The organism is Paractinoplanes bogorensis, from assembly GCF_018829635.1.
GTDB classification, from domain to species: Bacteria; Actinomycetota; Actinomycetes; order Mycobacteriales; family Micromonosporaceae; genus Actinoplanes; species Actinoplanes bogorensis.
Window position 1 is genome coordinate 98,452 of record NZ_JAHKKG010000017.1, and the last position, 19,596, is coordinate 118,047.

General features: G+C 71.5%; 14 protein-coding genes. 5 read left to right on the plus strand and 9 right to left on the minus strand.

Annotated features, from left to right (window positions below):
- Positions 1 to 36 precede the first annotated feature (36 nt).
- The 5 genes from KOI35_RS41740 to pdhA all read right to left on the minus strand — a co-directional run bounded on the left by KOI35_RS41740 (position 37) and on the right by pdhA (position 7,952).
- A complete protein-coding gene (locus KOI35_RS41740; RefSeq protein WP_215795272.1) occupies positions 37 to 3,792 on the minus strand; it encodes an LppU/SCO3897 family protein in 3,756 nt (1,251 codons plus the stop codon).
- A gap of 295 nt (positions 3,793 to 4,087) precedes the next feature.
- Entirely contained in the window at positions 4,088 to 4,225 is a 138-nt protein-coding gene (locus KOI35_RS41745) for a hypothetical protein (RefSeq protein ID WP_215795273.1), read from the minus strand.
- Positions 4,226 to 4,399: 174 nt separating this feature from the next.
- Positions 4,400 to 5,821 carry a dihydrolipoamide acetyltransferase family protein gene (locus KOI35_RS41750; protein ID WP_215795274.1) on the minus strand — a complete coding sequence of 474 codons (1,422 nt, stop codon included), beginning with the start codon at positions 5,819 to 5,821 and terminating at the stop codon, positions 4,400 to 4,402.
- Between the two features lie 5 nt (positions 5,822 to 5,826).
- Entirely contained in the window at positions 5,827 to 6,816 is a 990-nt protein-coding gene (locus KOI35_RS41755) for an alpha-ketoacid dehydrogenase subunit beta (RefSeq protein ID WP_215795352.1), read from the minus strand.
- On the minus strand, positions 6,813 to 7,952 hold the full coding sequence (gene pdhA / locus KOI35_RS41760; RefSeq protein ID WP_215795275.1) for a pyruvate dehydrogenase (acetyl-transferring) E1 component subunit alpha: 1,140 nt from the start codon (positions 7,950 to 7,952) through the stop codon (positions 6,813 to 6,815). The genes KOI35_RS41755 and pdhA overlap by 4 nt, the downstream gene beginning before the upstream one ends.
- 436 nt (positions 7,953 to 8,388) lie before the next feature.
- On the opposite strand from pdhA, the gene KOI35_RS41765 reads away from it, so the two are divergent.
- Positions 8,389 to 9,576 (plus strand): hypothetical protein, encoded by a 1,188-nt coding sequence (locus KOI35_RS41765; RefSeq protein ID WP_215795276.1) that lies wholly within the window; start codon positions 8,389 to 8,391, stop codon positions 9,574 to 9,576.
- Between the two features lie 8 nt (positions 9,577 to 9,584).
- Here KOI35_RS41765 and KOI35_RS41770 read toward each other — a convergent pair whose 3' ends face one another.
- From KOI35_RS41770 to KOI35_RS41780, 3 genes are read right to left on the minus strand one after another with little or no spacing between them, the layout of a single operon-like run.
- A complete protein-coding gene (locus KOI35_RS41770) occupies positions 9,585 to 10,802 on the minus strand; it encodes a hypothetical protein (protein WP_215795277.1) in 1,218 nt (405 codons plus the stop codon).
- 37 nt (positions 10,803 to 10,839) lie between these two features.
- Positions 10,840 to 12,528 carry a GTPase gene (locus KOI35_RS41775; RefSeq protein WP_215795278.1) on the minus strand — a complete coding sequence of 563 codons (1,689 nt, stop codon included), beginning with the start codon at positions 12,526 to 12,528 and terminating at the stop codon, positions 10,840 to 10,842.
- On the minus strand, positions 12,525 to 14,159 hold the full coding sequence (locus KOI35_RS41780; protein ID WP_246614666.1) for a GTPase domain-containing protein: 1,635 nt from the start codon (positions 14,157 to 14,159) through the stop codon (positions 12,525 to 12,527). The genes KOI35_RS41775 and KOI35_RS41780 overlap by 4 nt, the downstream gene beginning before the upstream one ends.
- A gap of 535 nt (positions 14,160 to 14,694) precedes the next feature.
- Here KOI35_RS41780 and dnaK point away from each other — a divergent pair.
- The 4 genes from dnaK to KOI35_RS41800 all read left to right on the plus strand — a co-directional run bounded on the left by dnaK (position 14,695) and on the right by KOI35_RS41800 (position 19,095).
- The gene (gene dnaK / locus KOI35_RS41785; protein ID WP_215795279.1) at positions 14,695 to 16,599 is read left to right on the plus strand and encodes a molecular chaperone DnaK; all 1,905 of its coding nucleotides are present in this window, start codon (positions 14,695 to 14,697) and stop codon (positions 16,597 to 16,599) included.
- Positions 16,596 to 17,252 carry a nucleotide exchange factor GrpE gene (gene grpE / locus KOI35_RS41790; protein WP_215795280.1) on the plus strand — a complete coding sequence of 219 codons (657 nt, stop codon included), beginning with the start codon at positions 16,596 to 16,598 and terminating at the stop codon, positions 17,250 to 17,252. Before dnaK ends, grpE begins: the two co-directional genes overlap by 4 nt.
- Positions 17,253 to 17,319: 67 nt before the next feature.
- Positions 17,320 to 18,522, plus strand: a complete 1,203-nt coding sequence (gene dnaJ / locus KOI35_RS41795) for a molecular chaperone DnaJ (protein ID WP_215795281.1) — start codon at positions 17,320 to 17,322, stop codon at positions 18,520 to 18,522.
- Positions 18,523 to 18,660: 138 nt separating this feature from the next.
- Positions 18,661 to 19,095 carry a heat shock protein transcriptional repressor HspR gene (locus KOI35_RS41800; RefSeq protein ID WP_215795282.1) on the plus strand — a complete coding sequence of 145 codons (435 nt, stop codon included), beginning with the start codon at positions 18,661 to 18,663 and terminating at the stop codon, positions 19,093 to 19,095.
- A gap of 32 nt (positions 19,096 to 19,127) precedes the next feature.
- On the opposite strand, the gene KOI35_RS41805 is transcribed toward KOI35_RS41800, so the two are convergent.
- The gene (locus KOI35_RS41805; RefSeq protein ID WP_215795283.1) at positions 19,128 to 19,574 is read right to left on the minus strand and encodes a hypothetical protein; all 447 of its coding nucleotides are present in this window, start codon (positions 19,572 to 19,574) and stop codon (positions 19,128 to 19,130) included.
- Positions 19,575 to 19,596 lie beyond the last annotated feature (22 nt).

Consider the following 19,596-nt stretch of genomic DNA (forward strand, 5'->3'; position numbering starts at 1 on the left):
GAAGGTGGTCAGGATGACAGCGTCAGGCGTTGGGCCTCAGGCGTTCGCTTTGAGGCACAGCACCTGGCTCTTGCCGTCCGAGGTCTTGTTGATCACGTAGGGCTGACCCGGGTCGGCACACTGCGCCTTGTCGTCCACGATGGACGCCACCTGGAACGACCCGGACTCGGTGCACTCGGACTTGACCGCCGACTCGCCGTCGCGCTTCACGCACTCGCCCTGGATCACCGACAGCGACTTGTCGCTGCCGCCGGCCACCAGATAGACGATGCCGAAGATCGCGCCGAGCAGCAGGATCGCCGCCACCACGACCGCGAGCAGGATCGGCATGACCCGGACGTGCGGCGTCTCGGGCTTGGCGGCGGGCTTCTCCTCGGCCTTGAAGCTGTCGAACCGGCCCTGGTCGGCCTCGACACCGGGCCACGAGGTGGTGTCCTCAGGCGTCGGCGGGGTCACCGTGGCGCGGCTGGCCGGGTTGCCGAACCCGCCGTCCGGAGGCGGACCGAAGTTGTTCGGCGGCTGCTGGCCGAAACCACCGGGCTGCTGTCCGGGCGGGCCGAAACCGTTGTGCGGCTGCGAGCCGGGCGGGGCGAAGGCGCTGTGCGGCGACGACCCGGCCGGACCGAAGCTGTTCGACCGGGGCTGGGTGGCCGGGTCGAAGCCGTTCAGGCCGGGCGGCATCGGAGGCAGGGCCGGGGCCGGCACGTACGGCTGCTGGTCACGCCCCGCGATGTCGGTGGTCAGCTCGCTGAACGGCTCACCGGGCCGCCCACCGGGGCCGCCGGGACGGTCGGCATAGGGCGAACCGGGGGAAGCCGGCTCGGGTGCCGCGCCGGGCAGGGCCGGGGCCGACGTCATGCCGGTCGGCGGGTTGGCCGGGCCACCCGAGGTCGGCGGGGCGACGCGGGCACTCGCCGAGGCGCGGGCGGTGGCGCGAGCCGGCGACTGCGGGGCGACACTGGGTTCGCTGCCGGGTGCGTTGGGGTCATTCGAGCGTTCCCCGTACGCCGGAGCGCCGAACCCGCCGGGAGACGTGGCCGGACGGTCCTCGGCGCCCGGCCGCGGGCCGAACGGAGAATCGGGCCGCATCCCGAAGGGCGAGTCGGGGTGATCGCCGAACGGAGATCCGGGCTGCTCGCCGAACGGTGAGTCGGAACGGTCACCGAACGCCGAGTCGGACCGGGCGCCGAACGGGGACCGCTCGGCCGGAGCCTCGGGTGCGTCGTCCTCGACCGGCTCGGCCGGAGCCGGACGGCCGTAGACCCGGGCCTGCGGGGCAGCCGACGGCGGCGGCAGTTCGGTCGCCTCGACCGGTCGGTTGGCCGAGGGCACCGAAGCGCTGGCCGTGACCGGGCGGGCCGAACCGACGGCGGGCGGCTTCTCCGAGGGGTCGCGCGGAGCCGGAACCGAGCTCGCCGCGGGCGATCCGATCGCGCCGAGAGCGGCCCCGGGCACCCGCTGCGGGTAGCCGTTCGGGTTGTCGTCGGCCGACTGGGGGCGCTTGTAGAGGGCGTGCTCGTCGTTGCCGGCCCGGTCGTCTTCGGCCCCGAACTGAGCCGCGCCATAGGGCGACTCCGCCCGATCATCCGACGCCGGACCGAACGAGGACTGCTCCGGGCCGAACGAGGACGGGCCGAACGAGGCCTCATCGGGCGATGCCGGTCGGGCCGAACCGAAGGTCGGTGATCCGGCCCGGGGGTCGTTCTGGGCCGGGCCGAACGGCGAGGCGGGGCGGGCGGAACCGAACGCACCCGAGTCGGCCTCGTCGGACCGGCCGTAGGGCGCGCCCGATCGCGGCGATCCGAAGGCACTGGAGTCGGCCTCGGGGCGCGCGGCGGACTCGTCCTGACCGTAGGGCGATGCGGGGCGGCCCGAGCCGAACGCCGCGGCGTCGTTGGCGGACGCCCCGAACGGCGGGTTCGGACGCGCCGAGCCGTACGCACCCGGTTCGGCCGGACGGGCGGCCCCGAAGTCGGCCTCGGGCTGCCCCGAAGTCGGGCGGGGAGACCCGTAGGCACCGGAGGTCGGCTCGGGCGATCCGTAGGCACCCGAATTCGGTTCGGGTGATCCGTAGGCACCCGAGCTGGACTCGGACGAACCGTAGGTGCCCGAGCTGGGCTGGGATGAGCCGTAGGGGTGCCCTTGGTCGGCCTCGGGCTGGCCGGAAGTCGACCGGGGAGAGCCGTAGGTGTCCGAAGGGGTGGGCCGAGCCGAACCGTAGGCGCCAGACGTTGGCTCAGGCTGGTCGAACGAGCCGGCCGGGCGGGCCGAACCGTAGGCACCCGACGTGGGTTCGGGCTGGTCGAACGAGCTGGCCGGGCGGGCCGAACCGTAGGCGCCGGAGGTGGGCTCGGGCTGATCGGGCGAGCCGGCCGAACCGTAGGCACCCGACGTGGGCTCGGACTGACCGAACGCCCGGGCCGAACCGAAGGCGCCGGAGCCAGGCTCCGACGGATGGGCCGAACCGAAGGCGGGCGCGTCGGACGAGCCGTTGTCGGCCGGACCGAACTGCGCCGACGGCCGCGCGCTGCCATAGGCGGAACCGGCCGCCTGGGCGGTGTTGCGGCCGAAGGGATCGGGCAGGCCGTCGCGCTCCGGGTCGTGGCCGGCCGGGGCTTCGGGCGCCGCGTCGGTCGAGCGGCCGAACGGGTCGGAGAAGGGCTCGGGGCGGCCGTAGGGGTGCGGCGCATCCTCCGGGGAGGAACCCGAAGCAGCCGGCCCGGCCGGACCGAACGCGCTGAAACCACTCGTGGCCGGCGGCAACTGGGCGGCCCCGGTCGGCGGCTGGCCCGGACCGAACGGCGCCTGCTGGCTGCGCACCGGCAGCTCGCCCGACGGCGCCGCGGTGGCGGGGGCGGTCTGCTGCGGCAGGGGCGGCGGGAAGGCCGACGGCGGGCGGGCCGCCTGCGGCTCGGACTCGTCGCGCACCGGGAAGGCTCCGCTCTCACTGCGCCGGACCGGGAACGCCGAACCGCCACCGGCACCGCCGCCGCGCAGCGGGAAGCCGCCGCTGTCGCCGGAGCGGCCGGCCGCCGGGGTCTCGGGCAGGTCGGTCAGGGTGGCGCCGGGAACCCGGACGCGCTGGTCACCGAAGGCGGAGACGCCGGGCGCGCGGCCGCCGGACTGGTCCATCGACGGCGCCTCGGCCGGCTGCTGCGGCTCACGGTTGGCCGCCGCGGCGAAGCCGTTGAAGCCCTCGACGCTGTCGACCGTGCTGCCCGGGTTCGCGTTGCGCTGCGGGAGCGGGGCACCCGGACGCTGGATGAAGCTCTGCTCGGGGGGCGTGCGGGACGGCGGCGCGGGCGGCGGTGCCCAGGCGTCGGCCGGGGCCGCGGGCGCGTCGGCCGGCGGGGTGCCGAAGACCGAGTTGGGCCCGGGACCGAACGGCGACGGCGTGACCGAGCCGTAGGGCGAAGCAGCGCCCCGCTGCGGCAGAGCGCCCTCGTCAGCCGAGGAAGCCGAGGGAGCCGGGGTGCGCTGCGGCAGTGAGGCCTCGTCGGCCGAGGGCGCGGGGACGCGCGCCGACCCGTAGGACGTGCCGGTGGCGGGACGCGGAGCGTCGGGACCCGAGCCGAAGGTGGGCACGGCGGGAACGACGAACGGCGAGCCGCCGTTCGGGGTGGCCTGCGGTGGCGGCCCGTACGAACTGGGGAAACCGTCGGCGGGCGGTTGGGCCGAGGCCCGTCCCGAGATCCGCTGACCGTCGGTGTCCGGCGGGAAGCCGTCCGACGTCGGTCCGCCCGACGTGGCCTCGGCCGGCTGTGCGCCGGCGTAGTGCCCCTCGGACGTCATGAGCGCCTCCTCATTTCATGCGGCCGTGCCAGCTCTGCACGGACGCCGGACAGTCCGGCGTCGTGCCCAGCTCTGAGGCCAGGCCGTGCGGGATCCCGCCGCTCGGCTGGAACCCCGGCCCCTTGCCGACCGGCCGAGCCGGCTCGATGACCGTGCCCGACAGTACCGGGCGAGGGCAGCATGAGGAATCCCGGTGTACGCCACGAAGGGGACTACCAAAAGATCTTTAAGCGTCCCTTGAAAAAGCGAACGGCCCGTCCGGTGGGGGTACCGGGCGGGCCGTGGCGCGAGGGTCTCAGAAGACCTTGCGCTGGGCGAAGATGGCGATCTCGTCGCGCATCGACTGGCTGGGTGCGGTCATCCAGGCCCGGTCGATGGCGCGGTTCTGACGGTTGATCAACCGGCGCTGACGAACGCGGTCGACGATGCTCATTACTTAGTCACTTCCCTCGGGCCGGGATCGCCGGCCCATCGTGTTGCTCGTCCCGTTGTGACTCCATTGTGCGCCTCAACGGGACGAGTTACCAACGATTTGCGGGGTGACGCGCAGCACTTGCCTAAGGATCGTAGGTCAAGAAAAGGATTTGCCTAACGACCTCGGGTGTGCCTAGATCCAGGCGAGCAGGGCGCCCTCGGGATCGGTGAGGAAGTCGCCGATGTCGCGCAGGAACTTCGAGCCCAGTTCGCCATCGATGATCCGGTGGTCGAACGAGAGCCCGAGGGTCGTGACCTGGCGAATCTTGATCTTCTCCTTGTGCACCCAGGGCATCGGCCGGATGGCGCCGAAGGCCAGGATCGCCGACTCGCCGGGCGGCAGGATCGGAGTTCCGGTGTCCACACCGAATACTCCGACATTCGTGATGGAAAGGGTTCCACCGGCCATATCGAACGGCGGTGTCTTCCCGGACTTCGCCACCTGGACAAGTGTGTTGAGCGCCTCGGCCAGCTCCCGCAGGCTGAGACGTCCGGCGTCCTTCACATTCGGGACGATCAGGCCGCGTTCGGTCGCCGCCGCGATGCCGAGGTTCACGTACTCCTTGACGACGATCTCGTTCGTCGCCGCCGACCAGGACGAGTTGACCATCGGGTGCCGGCCGACCGCGAGCAGCACGGCCTTGGCCACCAGCAGCAGCGGCGAGATCCGCACGTCGCGGAACTCACGCCGGCCCTTGAGCTTCTCGATCGCCTTCATGGTGCGGGTCACGTCGACCGTGAGGAACTCGGTGACGTGCGGCGCGGTGAACGCCGAGGCCACCATGTTCTCCGCGGTGAGCTTGCGGACACCCTTGACCGGGATCCGCTGCTCGCGACTCGCGTCGAAAACGGCGGCGGTGGTCACGGCGGGTGCGATCGGGGCCGCTTGCGGTGCGCCTGCGGCGGCTTTCTGTACGTCGTCACGCGTCACCGACCCCAGCGGCCCGGTCCCCGCGATCGTGGCCAGGTCGAGGCCGAGATCACGGGCCAGCTTGCGCACCGGAGGCTTGGCCAGCACCGGCCCACCCGTCCGCGCAACCGGAGTCGGCGGGGCGACCGGAGCGGGCGGCACCACCGGCGGAGGCGGAACCACCACCGCGGAGCCGGACGGCGTACCGACGCGTGGCCGCCGTTTCGCGGTGGTGACCTTGGGCCCGTAACCGACGAGCACGGCCGTGCGGCCACCCGGCGCCGGACCACCGATCAGGCCCGGCTCGACCGCACCCTCGGCCGGCGCGATCTCGACCGCGGCCAGCGACTCGGCCGACGGCACGGGACCGGGCAGGTCGGACGGCAGCGGACCGGCCGACGGGTCGGTGTCGATGGCCACGATCGGCGCACCCACCTCGACCGTCGTGCCGGCCTCGACGAAGATCCGCGAGACGACGCCGGCCCACTTGGCCGGGATCTCGACGGCCGCCTTGGCCGTCTCGACCTCGACGATCGGCTGGTTCAGCTCGATCGTGTCGCCGACCTTGACCAGCCAGGACAAGATCTCGCCCTCGGTCAGCCCCTCGCCGAGGTCGGGCAGGTTGAATTCCTTGATCCGTGACATCGGGGTCACCAGCCGAACGAACGGTCGACGGCGTCGAGCACCCGGTCGAGGTCGGGGAGGTACTCCTCCTCGACCCGGGCCGCCGGGTACGGGATGTCGTAACCCGTGACCCGCAGCACCGGCGCCTCGAGCGAATAGAAACAGTGCTCGGTGATGCGCGCGGCGAGTTCGGCGCCGAGACCGATGTTGCCGGGGGCCTCGTGCACGACGACGGCGCGGCCGGTCCGGCGTACGGAGGAATAGATCTTGTCGTAGTCGACCGGTGACAGCGAGCGCAGGTCGATGACCTCGAGGTTGCGGCCGTCCTCGGCGGCGGCGCTGGCCGCGTCGAGAGCGGTGCGGACCATCGGCCCGTACGCGATGAGGGTCGCGTCCGTGCCTTCGCGCGCGATCCGGGCCTCGTGCAGCGGATAGGCGCCGGCGATGTCGGCGTCGAGGTCGACCTCGCCCTTTTCCCAGTAACGGCGCTTGGGCTCGAAGAAGACCACCGGGTCGTCCGAGTTGATCGCCTGCTGGATCATCGAATACGCGTCGGCGGGATTCGAGCAGGTCACGACCTTGAGGCCGGGGGTGTGCGAGAAGTACGCCTCGGGCGACTCGGAGTGGTGCTCGACCGCGCCGATGCCGCCGCCGAACGGGATGCGGATGACGATCGGCAGCCGCACCTTGCCGTTGGAGCGGTAGAACATCTTGGCGACCTGGGCCACGATCTGGTTGTAGGCCGGGAAGACGAACCCGTCGAACTGAATCTCGCAGACCGGCCGGTAGCCACGGATGGCCAGGCCGACCGCCGTGCCGACGATGCCGGCCTCGGCCAGCGGGGTGTCGATGACCCGGTCGTCGCCGAAGTCCTTCTGCAGGCCGTCGGTGATCCGGAACACGCCGCCGAGCTTGCCGACGTCCTCACCCATGATGACGACCTTGGAGTTCTGCTCCAGCGAGCGGCGCAGGCCGTGGTTGAGGGCCTTGCCGATGGTGATCGTCTCGGCCATCAGTGGTCGCTCCCCTCGAACGAGGCGTGGTACTCGGCGAACTGGGCCCGCTGGGCGTCGAGCTCGGGCGAGCCGTGCGGATAGACGTTGTCGAACATCGAGATCGGCTGCGGGTCGGGCATCTCGAGCACCCGCTCGCGCAGGCTCAGGGCGAGCGTCTTGGCGGTTTCGTCGACCTCGTCGAAGAAGCTCTCGTCGGCCACCTGCTGCTTGGCCAGGAACGCCCGCAGCCGGCTGATCGGGTCTTTGGCCTTCCACGACTCGACCTCGCTCGCGATGCGGTAGCGGGTCGGGTCGTCGGAGCTGGTGTGCGCGCCCATCCGGTAGGTATAGGCCTCGATCAGCGTCGGGCCCTGACCGTTGCGCGCGTTGTCGAGCGCCGCCCGGGTGACCGCGAAGCTGGCCAGCACGTCGTTGCCGTCGATCCGGACGCCCGGGAAGCCGTAGCCGGCCGCCCGGCGGTAGAGCGGGATCCGGGTCTGGCGCTCGAGCGGCTCGGAGATCGCGTACTGGTTGTTCTGGCAGAAGAAGACCATCGGGGCGTGGAAGACACCGGCCCAGACGAACGCCTCGTTGACCTCGCCCTGGCTGGTGGCGCCGTCGCCGAAGTAGGCGATCACCGCCTCGCCGTCGGGGCCGCCGGTCTTGCCGTCCATGGTCACGCCCATCGCGTAGCCGGTCGCGTGCAGCGTCTGCGAGCCGATCACGATGGTGTAGCCGTTGAAGCGGTGCTCGTTGGCGTCCCAGCCGCCCTGGTCGACGCCCCGGAACAGGCCGAACGGCATGATCGGGTCGATTCCGCGGGTGTAGAGGACGCCGTGCTCGCGATAGGTCGGGAACGCCATGTCCTGGGGTCGCATCGCCCGGCCGGAGCCGACCTGGGCCGCCTCCTGGCCCAGCAGGCTGGCCCAGATGCCGAGCTCGCCCTGTCGCTGCAGCGCGGTTGCCTCGGCGTCGAGCCGCCGGACCGTCACCAGGTCGCGGTAGAGCTCGCGATACTCGTCGTCGGTGAAGTCGACCGAGTACGTGATGCCGTCAGCGGTGGTCACGCTGTCGACGCGCTCGCCGTCGGGGGTGAGCAGCTGGACGAAGCCGCCTGCTGGAGCGTCGGCCCCAACAATGCTTTCGCCGTTCGCCATCCAAGTCTCCCTGTTCATCTCTGCGCCCGCGACGGGTGTCGCCCGTGCGCGCGGCGGCCGCTGGTCGCCGCGCCTGGCCCGGGTGAGGTTGCCGCGCGGCGTTTCGGCGCGGGCCTGGACCCCGCCGGGGAGTGACGGCCCCCACCACGCCCCGCTGGGTCGGCGAAGCGACGGCGGCGGTGCCGTCGCCCCCATCCTGACAGAGAACGTGAGCCCCGTTACAGGTCAGGTCGATCACAGTCGGGAAATTCCTCCGTCATATCGGTGCCCGTATTTGTCCAAATAAGCGGCTTTCGTACGGTCACTACCGTACGAACGGCTGCTTTACGCCGCTGCCGATATGCCCATGCGTCGTTCAGTCCGGTAACTGCGGCCCATCAATGTTGATCATTGCTGGCCGCGTCCGACCCATGCGACGCAGAGGAGGACCCCGGCCGTGCCGGACCAGCCGGATCAGCCCGACGAGGACCTCGTGCCACCGATGAGGGTGATGCGCAAGCGCCTCAACGGGGTCTATCGGGCCGACACCGGGTTCTCCGGGCCGACGCGTCGTTATGTGCTGATCGTGGCGATGCTGGTGGGACTGGCATCGGTGCCGACCCTGGCCGCGATCACCGCCGGGTCGCGGGAGCTGTCCGGTCCGCGGACGGACACGATGGACATTCCGTTCCTGCCGCCGCCCTCGTCGGGGCCGGTGCGGCAGCAGCCGACCGATCGGCCGCCGTCGGGATCCGGGCCCGAGCCGGACGACCAGGACGGCTCGGTTCAAGGGGCGTCCAAGAGCGCCGATGCGGCCGTACGGGCGGGGAAGCTGATCGGTCAGGCCGGGCGTCGCGAGCCGGCCGTGCGAGAGCGGCCGCGCGCCGGTTCGTCCGCCAGTTCACCGGGAAGCAGTTCGCGCGCCCGGGACTCGTCGCGTGCCCGGGACTCGTCGGGCGGCCGGGACTCGTCGGGCGGCCGGGACCATGACTCGCGGGCCGGGGGCTCGAAGGCCGGCGGGGCGTCGGGGGCCGTACGGGATGAAAACCGCGGAAACTCGGACCCGGGACGTGATGAGCCTGCTCATTGGGGTAGGAGGCCCTCTGTGCCCGGTCTGCCGTCGGTGCCCGGCGATGCGACGGACGCGCCCGGATCGGACGACGACTCCGAGCGACCCGACGTGCCCGGTCTGCCCGACGTGCCGGACGACCCGGTCGACGAACCGGACGCTCCGGATGACGCCGGCCACCACGACAACTCCGACGATCAGGGCTCCGACGATCAGGACTCCGACCGGCCCCGCCACCGCCGGTGCGAGGAGAGCAGCACCGAGACCCACCGTTCCGTTGCCCGTCACCGGTCACGCGACCGGTCCGAACACAGCCGGAGGTCAGCTGTGGCCGAACGTCCGAACAACATCCGCCCGTCCAGCATCCTCGAGCGCAGCTACGCCAACGTCGGCAACAACCACGGACGGCGGCTGATCCCCGAGGCCCGCTCGGAGGAGAACCAGAACCGGTCGTATCGCGGCAGCCACCGCGCGAGCAGCCTGCACCACGCCGACGACACGGCGGAGCAGCAGCGCAGCTCCCGGGTCGGCCGGCACCACGCCGAGCACAGCGAGGACCTCTCCGGACGCTGGTAGAGGGGAGCTCAGACCCCGCCGTCCTCCAGGCGGTGGCGGTTGGCCTCGATCCAGGCGTCGATGGCCTCGGCGTCGTTGGGGTCGACGCCCTCGGAGATCAGCTGGGCCACCGCCGCGGTGGCCGCGCTGCGCTTCTCGCCGGTGGCGTAGAGCCGCGCGAACTCGGGGATCATCTCTTCGACCACGTGGTCGGTCTGCTCGGCCGCGGCCTCGGGCAGGTCGCGCCGCCGGGTCGCATAGGCCGACCAGGCCCGCGTGACCCGGGGCAGCATGGCCGCGTCGTCCATGTCGAGGACGGCCCGCCGGTGCACCCAGTCGAGCAGGAACAGCCCGGCCACGGCCGGGCTCCAGCGCAGCGGGTCGGGGTCGGGCAGGCTCGCCGCGTGGTCGAGGATCAGGCTCAGGCAGAAATGCAGCGAGGCCAGCTCGTCGTCGGCGTGCACCCGCTCGAGGGAGAACCGGGCCGCCTCGGGTGAAGCCAGGAAGTCGCGGACGAGTCCGGTGCTGTCGACCGTGGGTGGCTCGGTCAGCGGCGGGGTGGTGGCCGCGGGCAGCAGGGCCAGCCGCGCGCCGGCCAGGGCCCGGTCGGTGGCCAGGGAACCCTCGGCGGGCAGCTCGCTCAGCCCGTCGGTGATCTCGAGGTGGCGAATGACCTCGTCGCGCAGCCGGCCCGGGTCTTCCTCGCGGAACCAGGTCAGTTCGTCGTCGTCGCACATCTGGCGGACCTGTTCGAGGATCCGCTCGGCCGAGGAGCCGACGTAGAGATCTTTGGCGATGCCGATGTTGTGGTCGACCAGGGCCACGACCGCGTGCTCGGGGCCGCCCTCGTCGACGTCGTCGTAGGCGAACGTGACCAGATAGGACGTCTGGTCGCCGTAGACGTCGCCGTAGGCGTAACAGCCGGTGGGCCGGACCCGGCCGAGCTGGGCGGTCCAGGCCGGCGCCTGGGCACCCCGGCGGACCGTGGCCGAGCCCTCGGCGTCGGGCACGAGGACGGCGAAGACCTCGCGGATCGTGGTGGCCGAGGCCGTGCGGCGCCGGGTGGTGGCGGAGAGGAAATCGCCGACGAACCCGCGGACGGCGGTGTCGCGATCTTCCTCGGCTATCGAATAGACGCTGCCGAGCAGGGCAGTGCCCAGCATCTCGGCGTCCAGCGCGCAGCCGAGCTTCGCCACGTCGCGGGCCGCGTGCAGGACCGCCTCGTACGGAGTCTGTGGTGCGGGCATGTCGCGAGCCTACCCGGCACGGTGCGTGCTCGGACTACTACGAACGCACGGCGGTGAGAGCTTCACGCGCTTGCGCATAGGCGTTCAGCACTTCGCGTACGGGCGCCACCACGTACTCCCGGCCGACCTCGCTCACCGAGGTGCGCAGTCGCTGCTCGGCCCGCCGCCGGGCGCGCCGGGCTCCCCACTCCACGGCCGGGCGCATGAGCAGCCACAACAGCACGCCGAGGAGCAGTCCGCCGACCAGCAGCACGGTGGGCAGCGGGACGATGCCGACGGCCGGATCGTCCAACTCGGGCAGGCCGAGGATGCGCAGAACGTACCCGAAGATCAGCCAGCCCAGGCCGAACACCGCGGCGGCCAGGAAGAGCCAGTGCAGCGCGCCGACCGCCCGCCACCAGAGCGGCGATCTGGCCACGCCCAGGTCGGTCGTGCCGATCGCCCGGTCGAGCGCGTCGGACAGGTCGGCCGCGCGCGAGCGGGCGGCCGTGGTCAGCGCCGGTTCCCACACGTCGGGCAGTGGCGCTGCGGCCCGGCTCGACACCGCGCGGACGGCCAGGCTGACGGCGGACTTCTGGGCCGCGTCGGCCTCGGGCAGCGAGGTGCGTGGCACGAGTTCGGTCGAATAGGAGCGGGGCTGCTCGTCGTCGGCCTTGTCCGAGGCCGGAGTCTCGGTGAGATGCAGGCGGCGCAGCGGATCGGGCCGGAACCGGCTCAGGCCCCGGGTCAGCGGCCAGCCGGTGGCGGCCGAGGCCCGGTGCCGGTAGGCGGCCGCGGTGGCGTCGGCGACCGCGCCGACCCCGGCCGAGAGGGACAGCGCGTCGGTCAGCTGGCGGACGGTGGCCCGGTCGACCTCGTCCTCGGCCGCGGGCGGTCCGATCATGCTGGTCAGGGGCGTGCTGACGGTCTCGAGGTCGCCGGCCACCCGCTGCAGGGCGGCCTGCCGCTCGGCGACCGTGCTCTCCAGCGAGCCACGCAGGTCGGCCAGCATGCCGGGCTGTTTGGCCGAGGTGGCCAGCACCGGGGCCTCGCCCAGGCCGTCGTCGGTGAGCAGCCGCTTCAGGTCGCTCAGCACCAGGTCGGTGTCCTGCGTGGACAACCGGTCGGCCTGGTTGAGCACCACCACGGTGACCGCGGCGTGCGAGCGGAACTGGGAGAGATAGGCCTGGTGCAGGATCCGGTCGCCGTACTTCTGCGGGTCGACCACCCAGACGATCAGGTCGACCAGGCCGAGCAGGCGGTCGACCTCGAGCCGGTGTCCACGTTCGACCGAGTCGAAGTCGGGCAGGTCGAGCAGCACCAGACCGCGCAGGGCGGCCTCGTCCTCGCCGTCGAGCGCGCTCTCCCGGATGAACCGGTGCCGGGGCAGCACGCCGACCCAGTCGAGCAGCTTGGTGGCCGGCTCGAGCGGGCCCCAGACGCACGCGTGGGCCACCCCGGTCGTCGGCCGCCGCACGCCGACCGGCGACAGCTTGAGCCGGGCCAGGGCGTTGAACAGGCTGGACTTGCCGCTGCCGGTGCTGCCGGCGAGCGCCACCACGGTGTGTTCCCGCGACAGCGACAACCGGTGGCCGGCCCGCTCGACCAGCGTGTGCGCGGCGACGAGTTCGTTGTCGGGCAGGTAGGGGTCGACCAGGCGCAGGAACCGGCTCAGCGCCTCGATCCGCACCACCAACCGGTCGGCGTCCACCCGCTCGTTGCCCCGCACCTTCTCCACCAGGCTCATGCGCTCCCCGTCAACGCGAGTTCGGTACGCGCAGTCTCCACGTCGGCCGCGGCCTGTCGCAGCCGGGCCCCCGGTTCCGTGTCGAGCCCGACCGAGGCGAGCCGGTCGGTGTATCGCGCGGCCTCCTCGTCGAGCAGCTTGCCCGCCCGCAGCAGCAGGTCTTCGCGGGCCTGGGTGGCGAGCGTGCGGATGGCCTGGTCGCCGAAGATCGCCTCGAGCACCTTCTGCGCCGCGACCGCGCTGCCGGCCCCGGCCGCGACCTCGAGGCCGGTCGGGATGAACGCGGTCGAGGTGAACACCGCGATCATCACGGCCAGACCGGCGCCGTTCACCGCGTACGCCGCCCCGCGCGCGACGATCCGCTTTTCCGCGCCCTCTTCGCGCACCAGGCCGAGCACCCACTGCTGCCAGTCGCGCACCAGGCGGTCGGCCCGCTCGGGCAGATCGGCCGCCGGACGCTGCAGCCCGGGATCGAGCAGAGCGGCGCCCGCCGGGTGGGCCTGCCAGGCCGAATAGGCCTGCTCGGCCGAGTCGGCGGCGATGCCGCGCAGCAATGTGACCAGCTGGGACTCGAGCGCCACCTGCAGGTTGCGTCCCGGCGCCGGGCGTCCGGTCAGGGCGGACACGAACCGGTCGCGCATCTGGCCGACCTTGCTTTCCAGGGTCTTGAGGAACTCGCCGGTGCCGACGAACTCCTGCCACCGGGCCAGCACCTCGCCCCGCAGCAGGCGGCCGTCGCGCAGGCCGTCGGCCATGGTCTGCCGTCCGGTGCGGTAGGCCACCGAGACCCGGTCGCCCAGCGCCTTGGCCGCCCGGGCCTGCTCGTCGGCGGCGTCGGCCAGCCCGGCGACGGCCGGACCGAGCGAGATCAGCGCGCCGTCCAGCGTCTGGCGCACCACCGCGGCGCGGGCGCTCGAGTCGGCGGCGAGCCGGCCGAACCAGTCGTGCAGCGGGGCGATCACGTCCTCGGCGATCAGGCCCTGGCCGTCGAGCCGGGTCTCGGGCAGCACGAACAGCGGGGCGCCGCCCAGGTCGCGGACGTTCAGCATGTCTTGCAGGTGGGTCGCGATCTCGGCTGCGGCCTCGGCCGGCACCCGGTCGAGGACCAGGGCGATCACCGTGCCGCGGAGCCGGGCGGTGGTCAGCAGCTCCCAAGGCACGGCGTCGGCGTAGCGGGCGGCGGTGGTGACGAACAACCACAGGTCGGCCGCGGCCAGCAGCTGGGCCGCGAGCTTGCGGTTGCGGTCGACCACCGAGTCGATGTCGGGGGCGTCGAGGAACGCCAGCCCGGCGCCGAGGGCCGGGGCCGAGACGACCTGCAGCGCGGCGGCGTCGGTGCTGGGCTCGCGGGTGCGGGTCAGGCCGGGCAGCAGCTGACCCTGCTGGAACCAGGGCAGGTCGGCCGGGTTGCTGACCAGCACCGGCGACCGGGTGGTCGGGCGCAGCACGCCGGCCGAGCTGACCGGTGCGCGGACCAGGCTGTTGACCAGCGTCGACTTGCCGGCGCCGGTGGAGCCGCCGACGACCACCAGCAGGGGCGCGTCGAGCCGGGCCAGGCGGGGGAGAAGGTAGTCGTCGAGCTGGGTGACCAAGGCCACGCCGATCCGCTGGGCCTCCTCGGCCGAGGGCATGACCAGCGGGTACGCCGTGCCGCCGATCGCCGCCCGCAGAGCGCTCAGGGCGTCGGCGAGCCGGCCGATCGCGGGCGGGGCCTCGGCGAGTCTGGCCGCGTCGGCCTGGGCCAGGTCGGTGGGACGCGGCTCGGGATCCTCATGTGGCTGACGGGGCACGATTGCTTCAGTACCCTCAGAGGGGCTCGCGGAATCGGCGGTCATTGTGCTGACCTGCGCTTTCTCATCCGCGGAGCCGGCCTCGGAGGCTGCGGCGGCTTCTCGCGTGGCGGCTGGTGCGGCGGACAGGGCCGACGGACCGACCGCGTCACCGTGCGTCGTCACGGGTAAAGAGTGCCTGATCTATGCATGCGGGACAACAGCGGCCGGTATGCCGTGACCGGACAGGTATCTACCGAACTTATGTGCCCGCTGTGGGGTTGCTGGCAGTTGCGCCGGGGTGACTCAACTTCGACTTGACGATGTGCACTCCCGTGGCATCATTGAGTCGGTTCCACTCAACCTTGTCTCATAGCGGTAAGAAGCGAGGAACACCATGGCACGTGCGGTCGGCATCGACCTCGGCACCACGAACTCCTGCGTCAGCGTTCTGGAAGGAGGCGAGCCCACCGTCATCGCCAACGCGGAGGGCTCCCGGACGACACCGTCCATCGTCGCCTTCGCCCGCAACGGTGAGGTGCTCGTCGGAGAGGTCGCGAAGCGCCAGGCGGTGACCAACCCCGACCGGACGATCCGTTCGGTCAAGCGTGAGGTCGGCACCAACTGGTCGATCGACATCGACAGCAAGAAGTACAACCCGCAGGAGATCTCGGCGCGGGTCCTGATGAAGCTGAAGCGCGACTCGGAGGCCTACCTCGGTGAGACGGTGACCGACGCGGTCATCACCGTCCCGGCGTACTTCAACGACGCTCAGCGCCAGGCCACCAAGGAGGCGGGCGAGATCGCCGGCCTCAACGTCCTGCGGATCGTGAACGAGCCCACCGCCGCCGCTCTGGCGTACGGCCTGGACAAGGGCTCCAAGGAACAGACCGTCCTGGTCTTCGACCTCGGCGGCGGCACCTTCGACGTCTCGCTGCTCGAGCTGGGCGACGGCGTCATCGAGGTCAAGTCGACCTCGGGTGACAACCACCTCGGTGGCGACGACTGGGACCAGCGGATCATCGACCACCTGGTCAAGACGTTCCGCGGTGAGCACGGCATCGACCTCGGCGCCGACAAGATGGCCCTGCAGCGTCTGCGCGAGGCCGCCGAGAAGGCGAAGATCGAACTCTCGGCCGCGACCACCACCAGCATCAACCTGCCCTACATCACGGCCGGCCCCGACGGTCCGCTGCACCTCGACATGTCCCTGAGCCGCGCCGAGTTCCAGCGCATGACGCAGGACCTGCTCGACCGCTGCAAGGGCCCGTTCGAGTCCGCGATCAAGGACGCCGACGTCAAGCTGGCCGACATCGACCACGTCATCCTGGTCGGCGGCTCGACGCGTATGCCGGCCGTGGCCGACCTGGTCAAGAGCATGATCGGTCGCGAGCCGAACAAGGGCGTCAACCCGGACGAGGTCGTCGCCGTCGGCGCCGCGCTGCAGGCCGGTGTGCTCCGCGGTGAGGTCAAGGACGTTCTGCTCCTCGACGTCACCCCGCTGTCCCTGGGCATCGAGACCAAGGGCGGCATCATGCACAAGCTGGTGGAGCGCAACACCACCATCCCGGCGCACCGCTCCGAGGTCTACACGACCGCCGAGGACAACCAGCCCTCCGTGCTGATCCAGGTCTTCCAGGGCGAGCGCGAGATGGCCGCGTACAACAAGAAGCTCGGCACCTTCGAGCTCAGCGGCATCGCGCCGGCGCCCCGGGGCGTCCCGCAGATCGAGGTCTCCTTCGACATCGACGCGAACGGCATCGTGCACGTGTCCGCCAAGGACCTGGGCACGGGCAAGGAGCAGAAGATGACGATCACCGGTGGCTCCGCGCTGCCGAAGGAAGACATCGAGCGCATGATGCGCGACGCTCAGGACCACGCGGACGACGACAAGAAGCGCCGCGACGACGCCGAGGCCCGCAACCTGGCCGAGCAGCTGCAGTGGCAGACCGAGAAGTTCCTGGCCGAGAGCGGCGACAAGCTGCCCGAGGAGAGCAAGACCAAGATCGGCGAGGCGCTCGGTGAGCTGCGCGGCGCCCTCGGTGGCACCGACATCGAGAAGATCAAGTCGGCCCACGAGCGGCTGTCGCAGGTCTCGCAGGAGGCCGGTTCGCAGCTCTACTCGCAGGGTGGCGGAGACCCGACCCAGGGCACGCCCGGTGCGGACGGCACGCAGGGTGCGCCCGGCGGTGCCGCCGGAGCCGGCCCGGCCGGTGCGGCCGGTGCGGCCAACGCAGGTCCGTCCGCGGGCGCGGCTGACGACGTCGTCGACGCCGAGATCGTGGAGGACGACAAGAAGTGACTGCCGCGGAGGACGAGAACGACGGTCGGGCGACCGAGCGGGTCGTCATCCGGGACCGTCGCAAGATCGACCAGCCGGAGACCAAGGCCCCCACGGCCAAGGGCAAGGCGACGGTCGGCGCCCATCGGGCGGCCGATCCCGAGGACGAGGCTCCCGTGACCGAGACTGAGAACGAGAAGCCGGACGACGAGGCCACGACCGGGGCCCAGCCCGCGCTGGGCGCCGAGCTGGAGGCGCTGCGGACCGAGCTCGACGAGCGGACGCACGACCTGCAGCGGGTCACGGCCGAGTACGCCAACTACCGCAAGCGGGTCGACCGCGACCGGGGCGCGGCCGCCGAACTGACGACGGGTGCGGTGCTGACCGCGCTGCTGCCGGTGCTGGACGACATCGACCGGGCCCGTGAGCACGGCGACCTGGTCGGTCCGTTCGCCTCGGTGGCCGAGTCGCTGACCACGGTGACCGGCAAGCTGGGGCTGGTGGCCTTCGGCGAGAAGGGCGACCCGTTCGACCCCAACCGCCACGAGGCGGTCGCTCACCAGACGTCGGCCGACGTCACCGAGCCGACCTGCATCGAGGTCATGCGCCGCGGCTACACCCTCGGCGAGCGGCTGCTGCGACCGGCCATGGTCGCGGTCGCCGACCCGGAGTGATCTCACACGTTCGTCCCGCCTGCCGCACTGCGGCAGGCGGGACCTTCCGCAGGAGGAGGGAGGCGGGATGAGCTCGAAGGACTGGCTCGAGAAGGACTTCTATGCCGTTCTCGGCGTGCCCAAGTCCGCTCCGACCGACGAGATCAAAAAGGCGTACCGGAAGCTCGCCCGCGATCTGCACCCGGACCGCAATCCCGGCAACAAGGAGGCGGAGGAGAAGTTCAAGGCCGCCTCCGAGGCCTACGACGTGCTCTCGGACGACAAGAAGCGCAAAGAGTACGACGAGATGCGGTCGCTCTTCGGCTCCGGGGCGTTCCGTCGCGGGGCTCGATCGGGAACCGGTGGCACCCAGTTCGACCCGTCCGACCTGTTCGGCGGCTTCAGCGGAGCCGGTGCCCAGGGCGGGGCGGCGGGCGACCGGCGCTTCGGCGGCGCCGGATTCTCGGACATATTCTCGTCGATATTCTCGGGCGGTGGGCCAGGTGGCGGCGCCGCCCGACGAGGGGGACCGCGTCGCGGTCGCGACGTCGAGACCGAGGTGACACTCGACTTCCCGCAGGCCGTACGCGGCACGACGCTGCCGCTCACGCTGCGCTCGGCCGGCGAGTGCGAGACCTGTCACGGCAACGGCGCCAAGCCGGGCACCTCACCGCGGACCTGTCCGCAGTGCCAGGGCAGCGGACTGATCTCGCGTAACCAGGGGTCGTTCAGCTTCTCCGAGCCGTGCCGCGACTGCCAGGGCGCGGGGACGATCGTCGACCAGAAGTGCCCCGAGTGCCGGGGCACGGGCGGGGTCACCAAAAACCGCACGATCAACGTCCGGTTCCCGGCCGGGGTCGCCGACGGTCAGCGCATCCGGCTCAGCGGCCGGGGCGAGCCGGGCGATCGGGGCGGGCCCGCGGGCGACCTCTATGTGCAGGTCATGGTGCGACCGGACGACTTGTTCGGGCGTACGGGTGATGACCTGACCCTGGTCGTTCCGGTCACCATTGCCGAGGCGGTGCTCGGCACGGATCTGCGAGTGCCGACGCTGGACGGCCCGGTCACCCTGCGGGTGCCGCCGGGCACGCCGAGCGGCCGCAAGCTGCGGGCGCGCGGTAAGGGAGTGCCACGTAAGGACGGGCAGCCCGGGGATCTGATCGTCACGGTTGACGTTCAGGTGCCGGGGGGTGTCACGGGGGAGGCCCGGGACGCACTGGAGCGGTTCGCGAAGCTGACCCCGCCCGCCGGGCGGGAGCGGCTCGAGGCTCGGGTGCGCCGGAATGCTTAGCGAGGAGCGCGTTGCCGCGTTGATGAGTTCAGGCACCGAGCGCCGCCGGCGAAGCCGTCGTCGATCGGAGTCTGAACTCATCAACTTGTAGCGGCGCACGCGTGATCGAGCGCATGAGCACTGAGCAGGAGGTGGGTTGTGCACGAGGAGATCAGCATCTCAGTTGAGCAGACCTCCGACGCAAAGGTCCTGATCATCTCGGTCGCCGCACGGCTGGCCGGGATGCACCCGCAGACTCTCCGGCAGTACGACCGGCTCGGGCTGGTGCAGCCGGGCCGGGCCGGCGGGGGTGGGCGCCGCTACAGCGAACGGGACGTCGCGCTGCTGCGCGAGGTGCAGAAACTCAGCCAGGAGGAAGGCGTCAACCTGGCCGGGGTCAAGCGCATCATCGGCCTCGAGCAGCTGGTGGGCGACCTCCAGCAGCGGCTGGCCGAACTCGAGCACGAGCTGACCGAGGCGTACGCCCGGATCGCTCAGCTCGAAAGCCCCTACGGCGGACGAGACCTCGTCCGCCAGGAACGCCCGTCAACCGCCCTGGTCGTCTGGCGACCGCGAAGGGCATCGGACCGATAAAGAATATGGCCCCGCTCGGCGGGGCCATATTTCTATCTGCGATTGAAGAGGCCTAGTCGCCTGGGGTGGCGGACCAGGCCGCCCTCGATCCAGTCGGAGTAGTCGAAGATCTCGGGCCGGCTCATCAGGACGCGGCAGTTGTGCGCCCAGATCGACATGGGCTCGTCGCCGACCTCTTCGGCGCGCTCGACGAACTTCTTGAGCCGCCGTTTGCGCTGGCCGGACGCGTTTTGCCGGACGCCGTCGGCGGCGTAGATGTACATACAGTGCTGTGCGAAGCGGCGGGACGGGCATTGCCTGTCCATCGCCAGCTCGAAGATGGTGGGCGCGAGCACGTCACCGGAGATCAGCAGGTCCCAGTCAGGGGGCATGCCACTGAGGGGAACGGCCTCCGGATGGTAGGCCCAGGCCTGAAGCTCCTCCGGCCGAGGATCGACCGGATTAGCGAACCCGTAGAAAGTCGACTCACGCACTGCCACGTCGCCGCCCGAGAAATTCTGG

What these genes read in the sequence shown, in the direction of transcription:
- KOI35_RS41780 (WP_246614666.1), bottom strand. Translation starts at nt 14,159, where the DNA reads ATGCCCTCGGCCGAGGAGGCCCAGCGGATCGGCGTGGCCTTGGTCACC.
- dnaK (WP_215795279.1), top strand. Translation starts at nt 14,695, where the DNA reads ATGGCACGTGCGGTCGGCATCGACCTCGGCACCACGAACTCCTGCGTC.
- KOI35_RS41745 (WP_215795273.1), bottom strand. Translation starts at nt 4,225, where the DNA reads ATGAGCATCGTCGACCGCGTTCGTCAGCGCCGGTTGATCAACCGTCAG.
- KOI35_RS41770 (WP_215795277.1), bottom strand. Translation starts at nt 10,802, where the DNA reads ATGCCCGCACCACAGACTCCGTACGAGGCGGTCCTGCACGCGGCCCGC.
- KOI35_RS41775 (WP_215795278.1), bottom strand. Translation starts at nt 12,528, where the DNA reads ATGAGCCTGGTGGAGAAGGTGCGGGGCAACGAGCGGGTGGACGCCGAC.
- KOI35_RS41740 (WP_215795272.1), bottom strand. Translation starts at nt 3,792, where the DNA reads ATGACGTCCGAGGGGCACTACGCCGGCGCACAGCCGGCCGAGGCCACG.
- KOI35_RS41750 (WP_215795274.1), bottom strand. Translation starts at nt 5,821, where the DNA reads ATGTCACGGATCAAGGAATTCAACCTGCCCGACCTCGGCGAGGGGCTG.
- pdhA (WP_215795275.1), bottom strand. Translation starts at nt 7,952, where the DNA reads ATGGCGAACGGCGAAAGCATTGTTGGGGCCGACGCTCCAGCAGGCGGC.
- dnaJ (WP_215795281.1), top strand. Translation starts at nt 17,320, where the DNA reads ATGAGCTCGAAGGACTGGCTCGAGAAGGACTTCTATGCCGTTCTCGGC.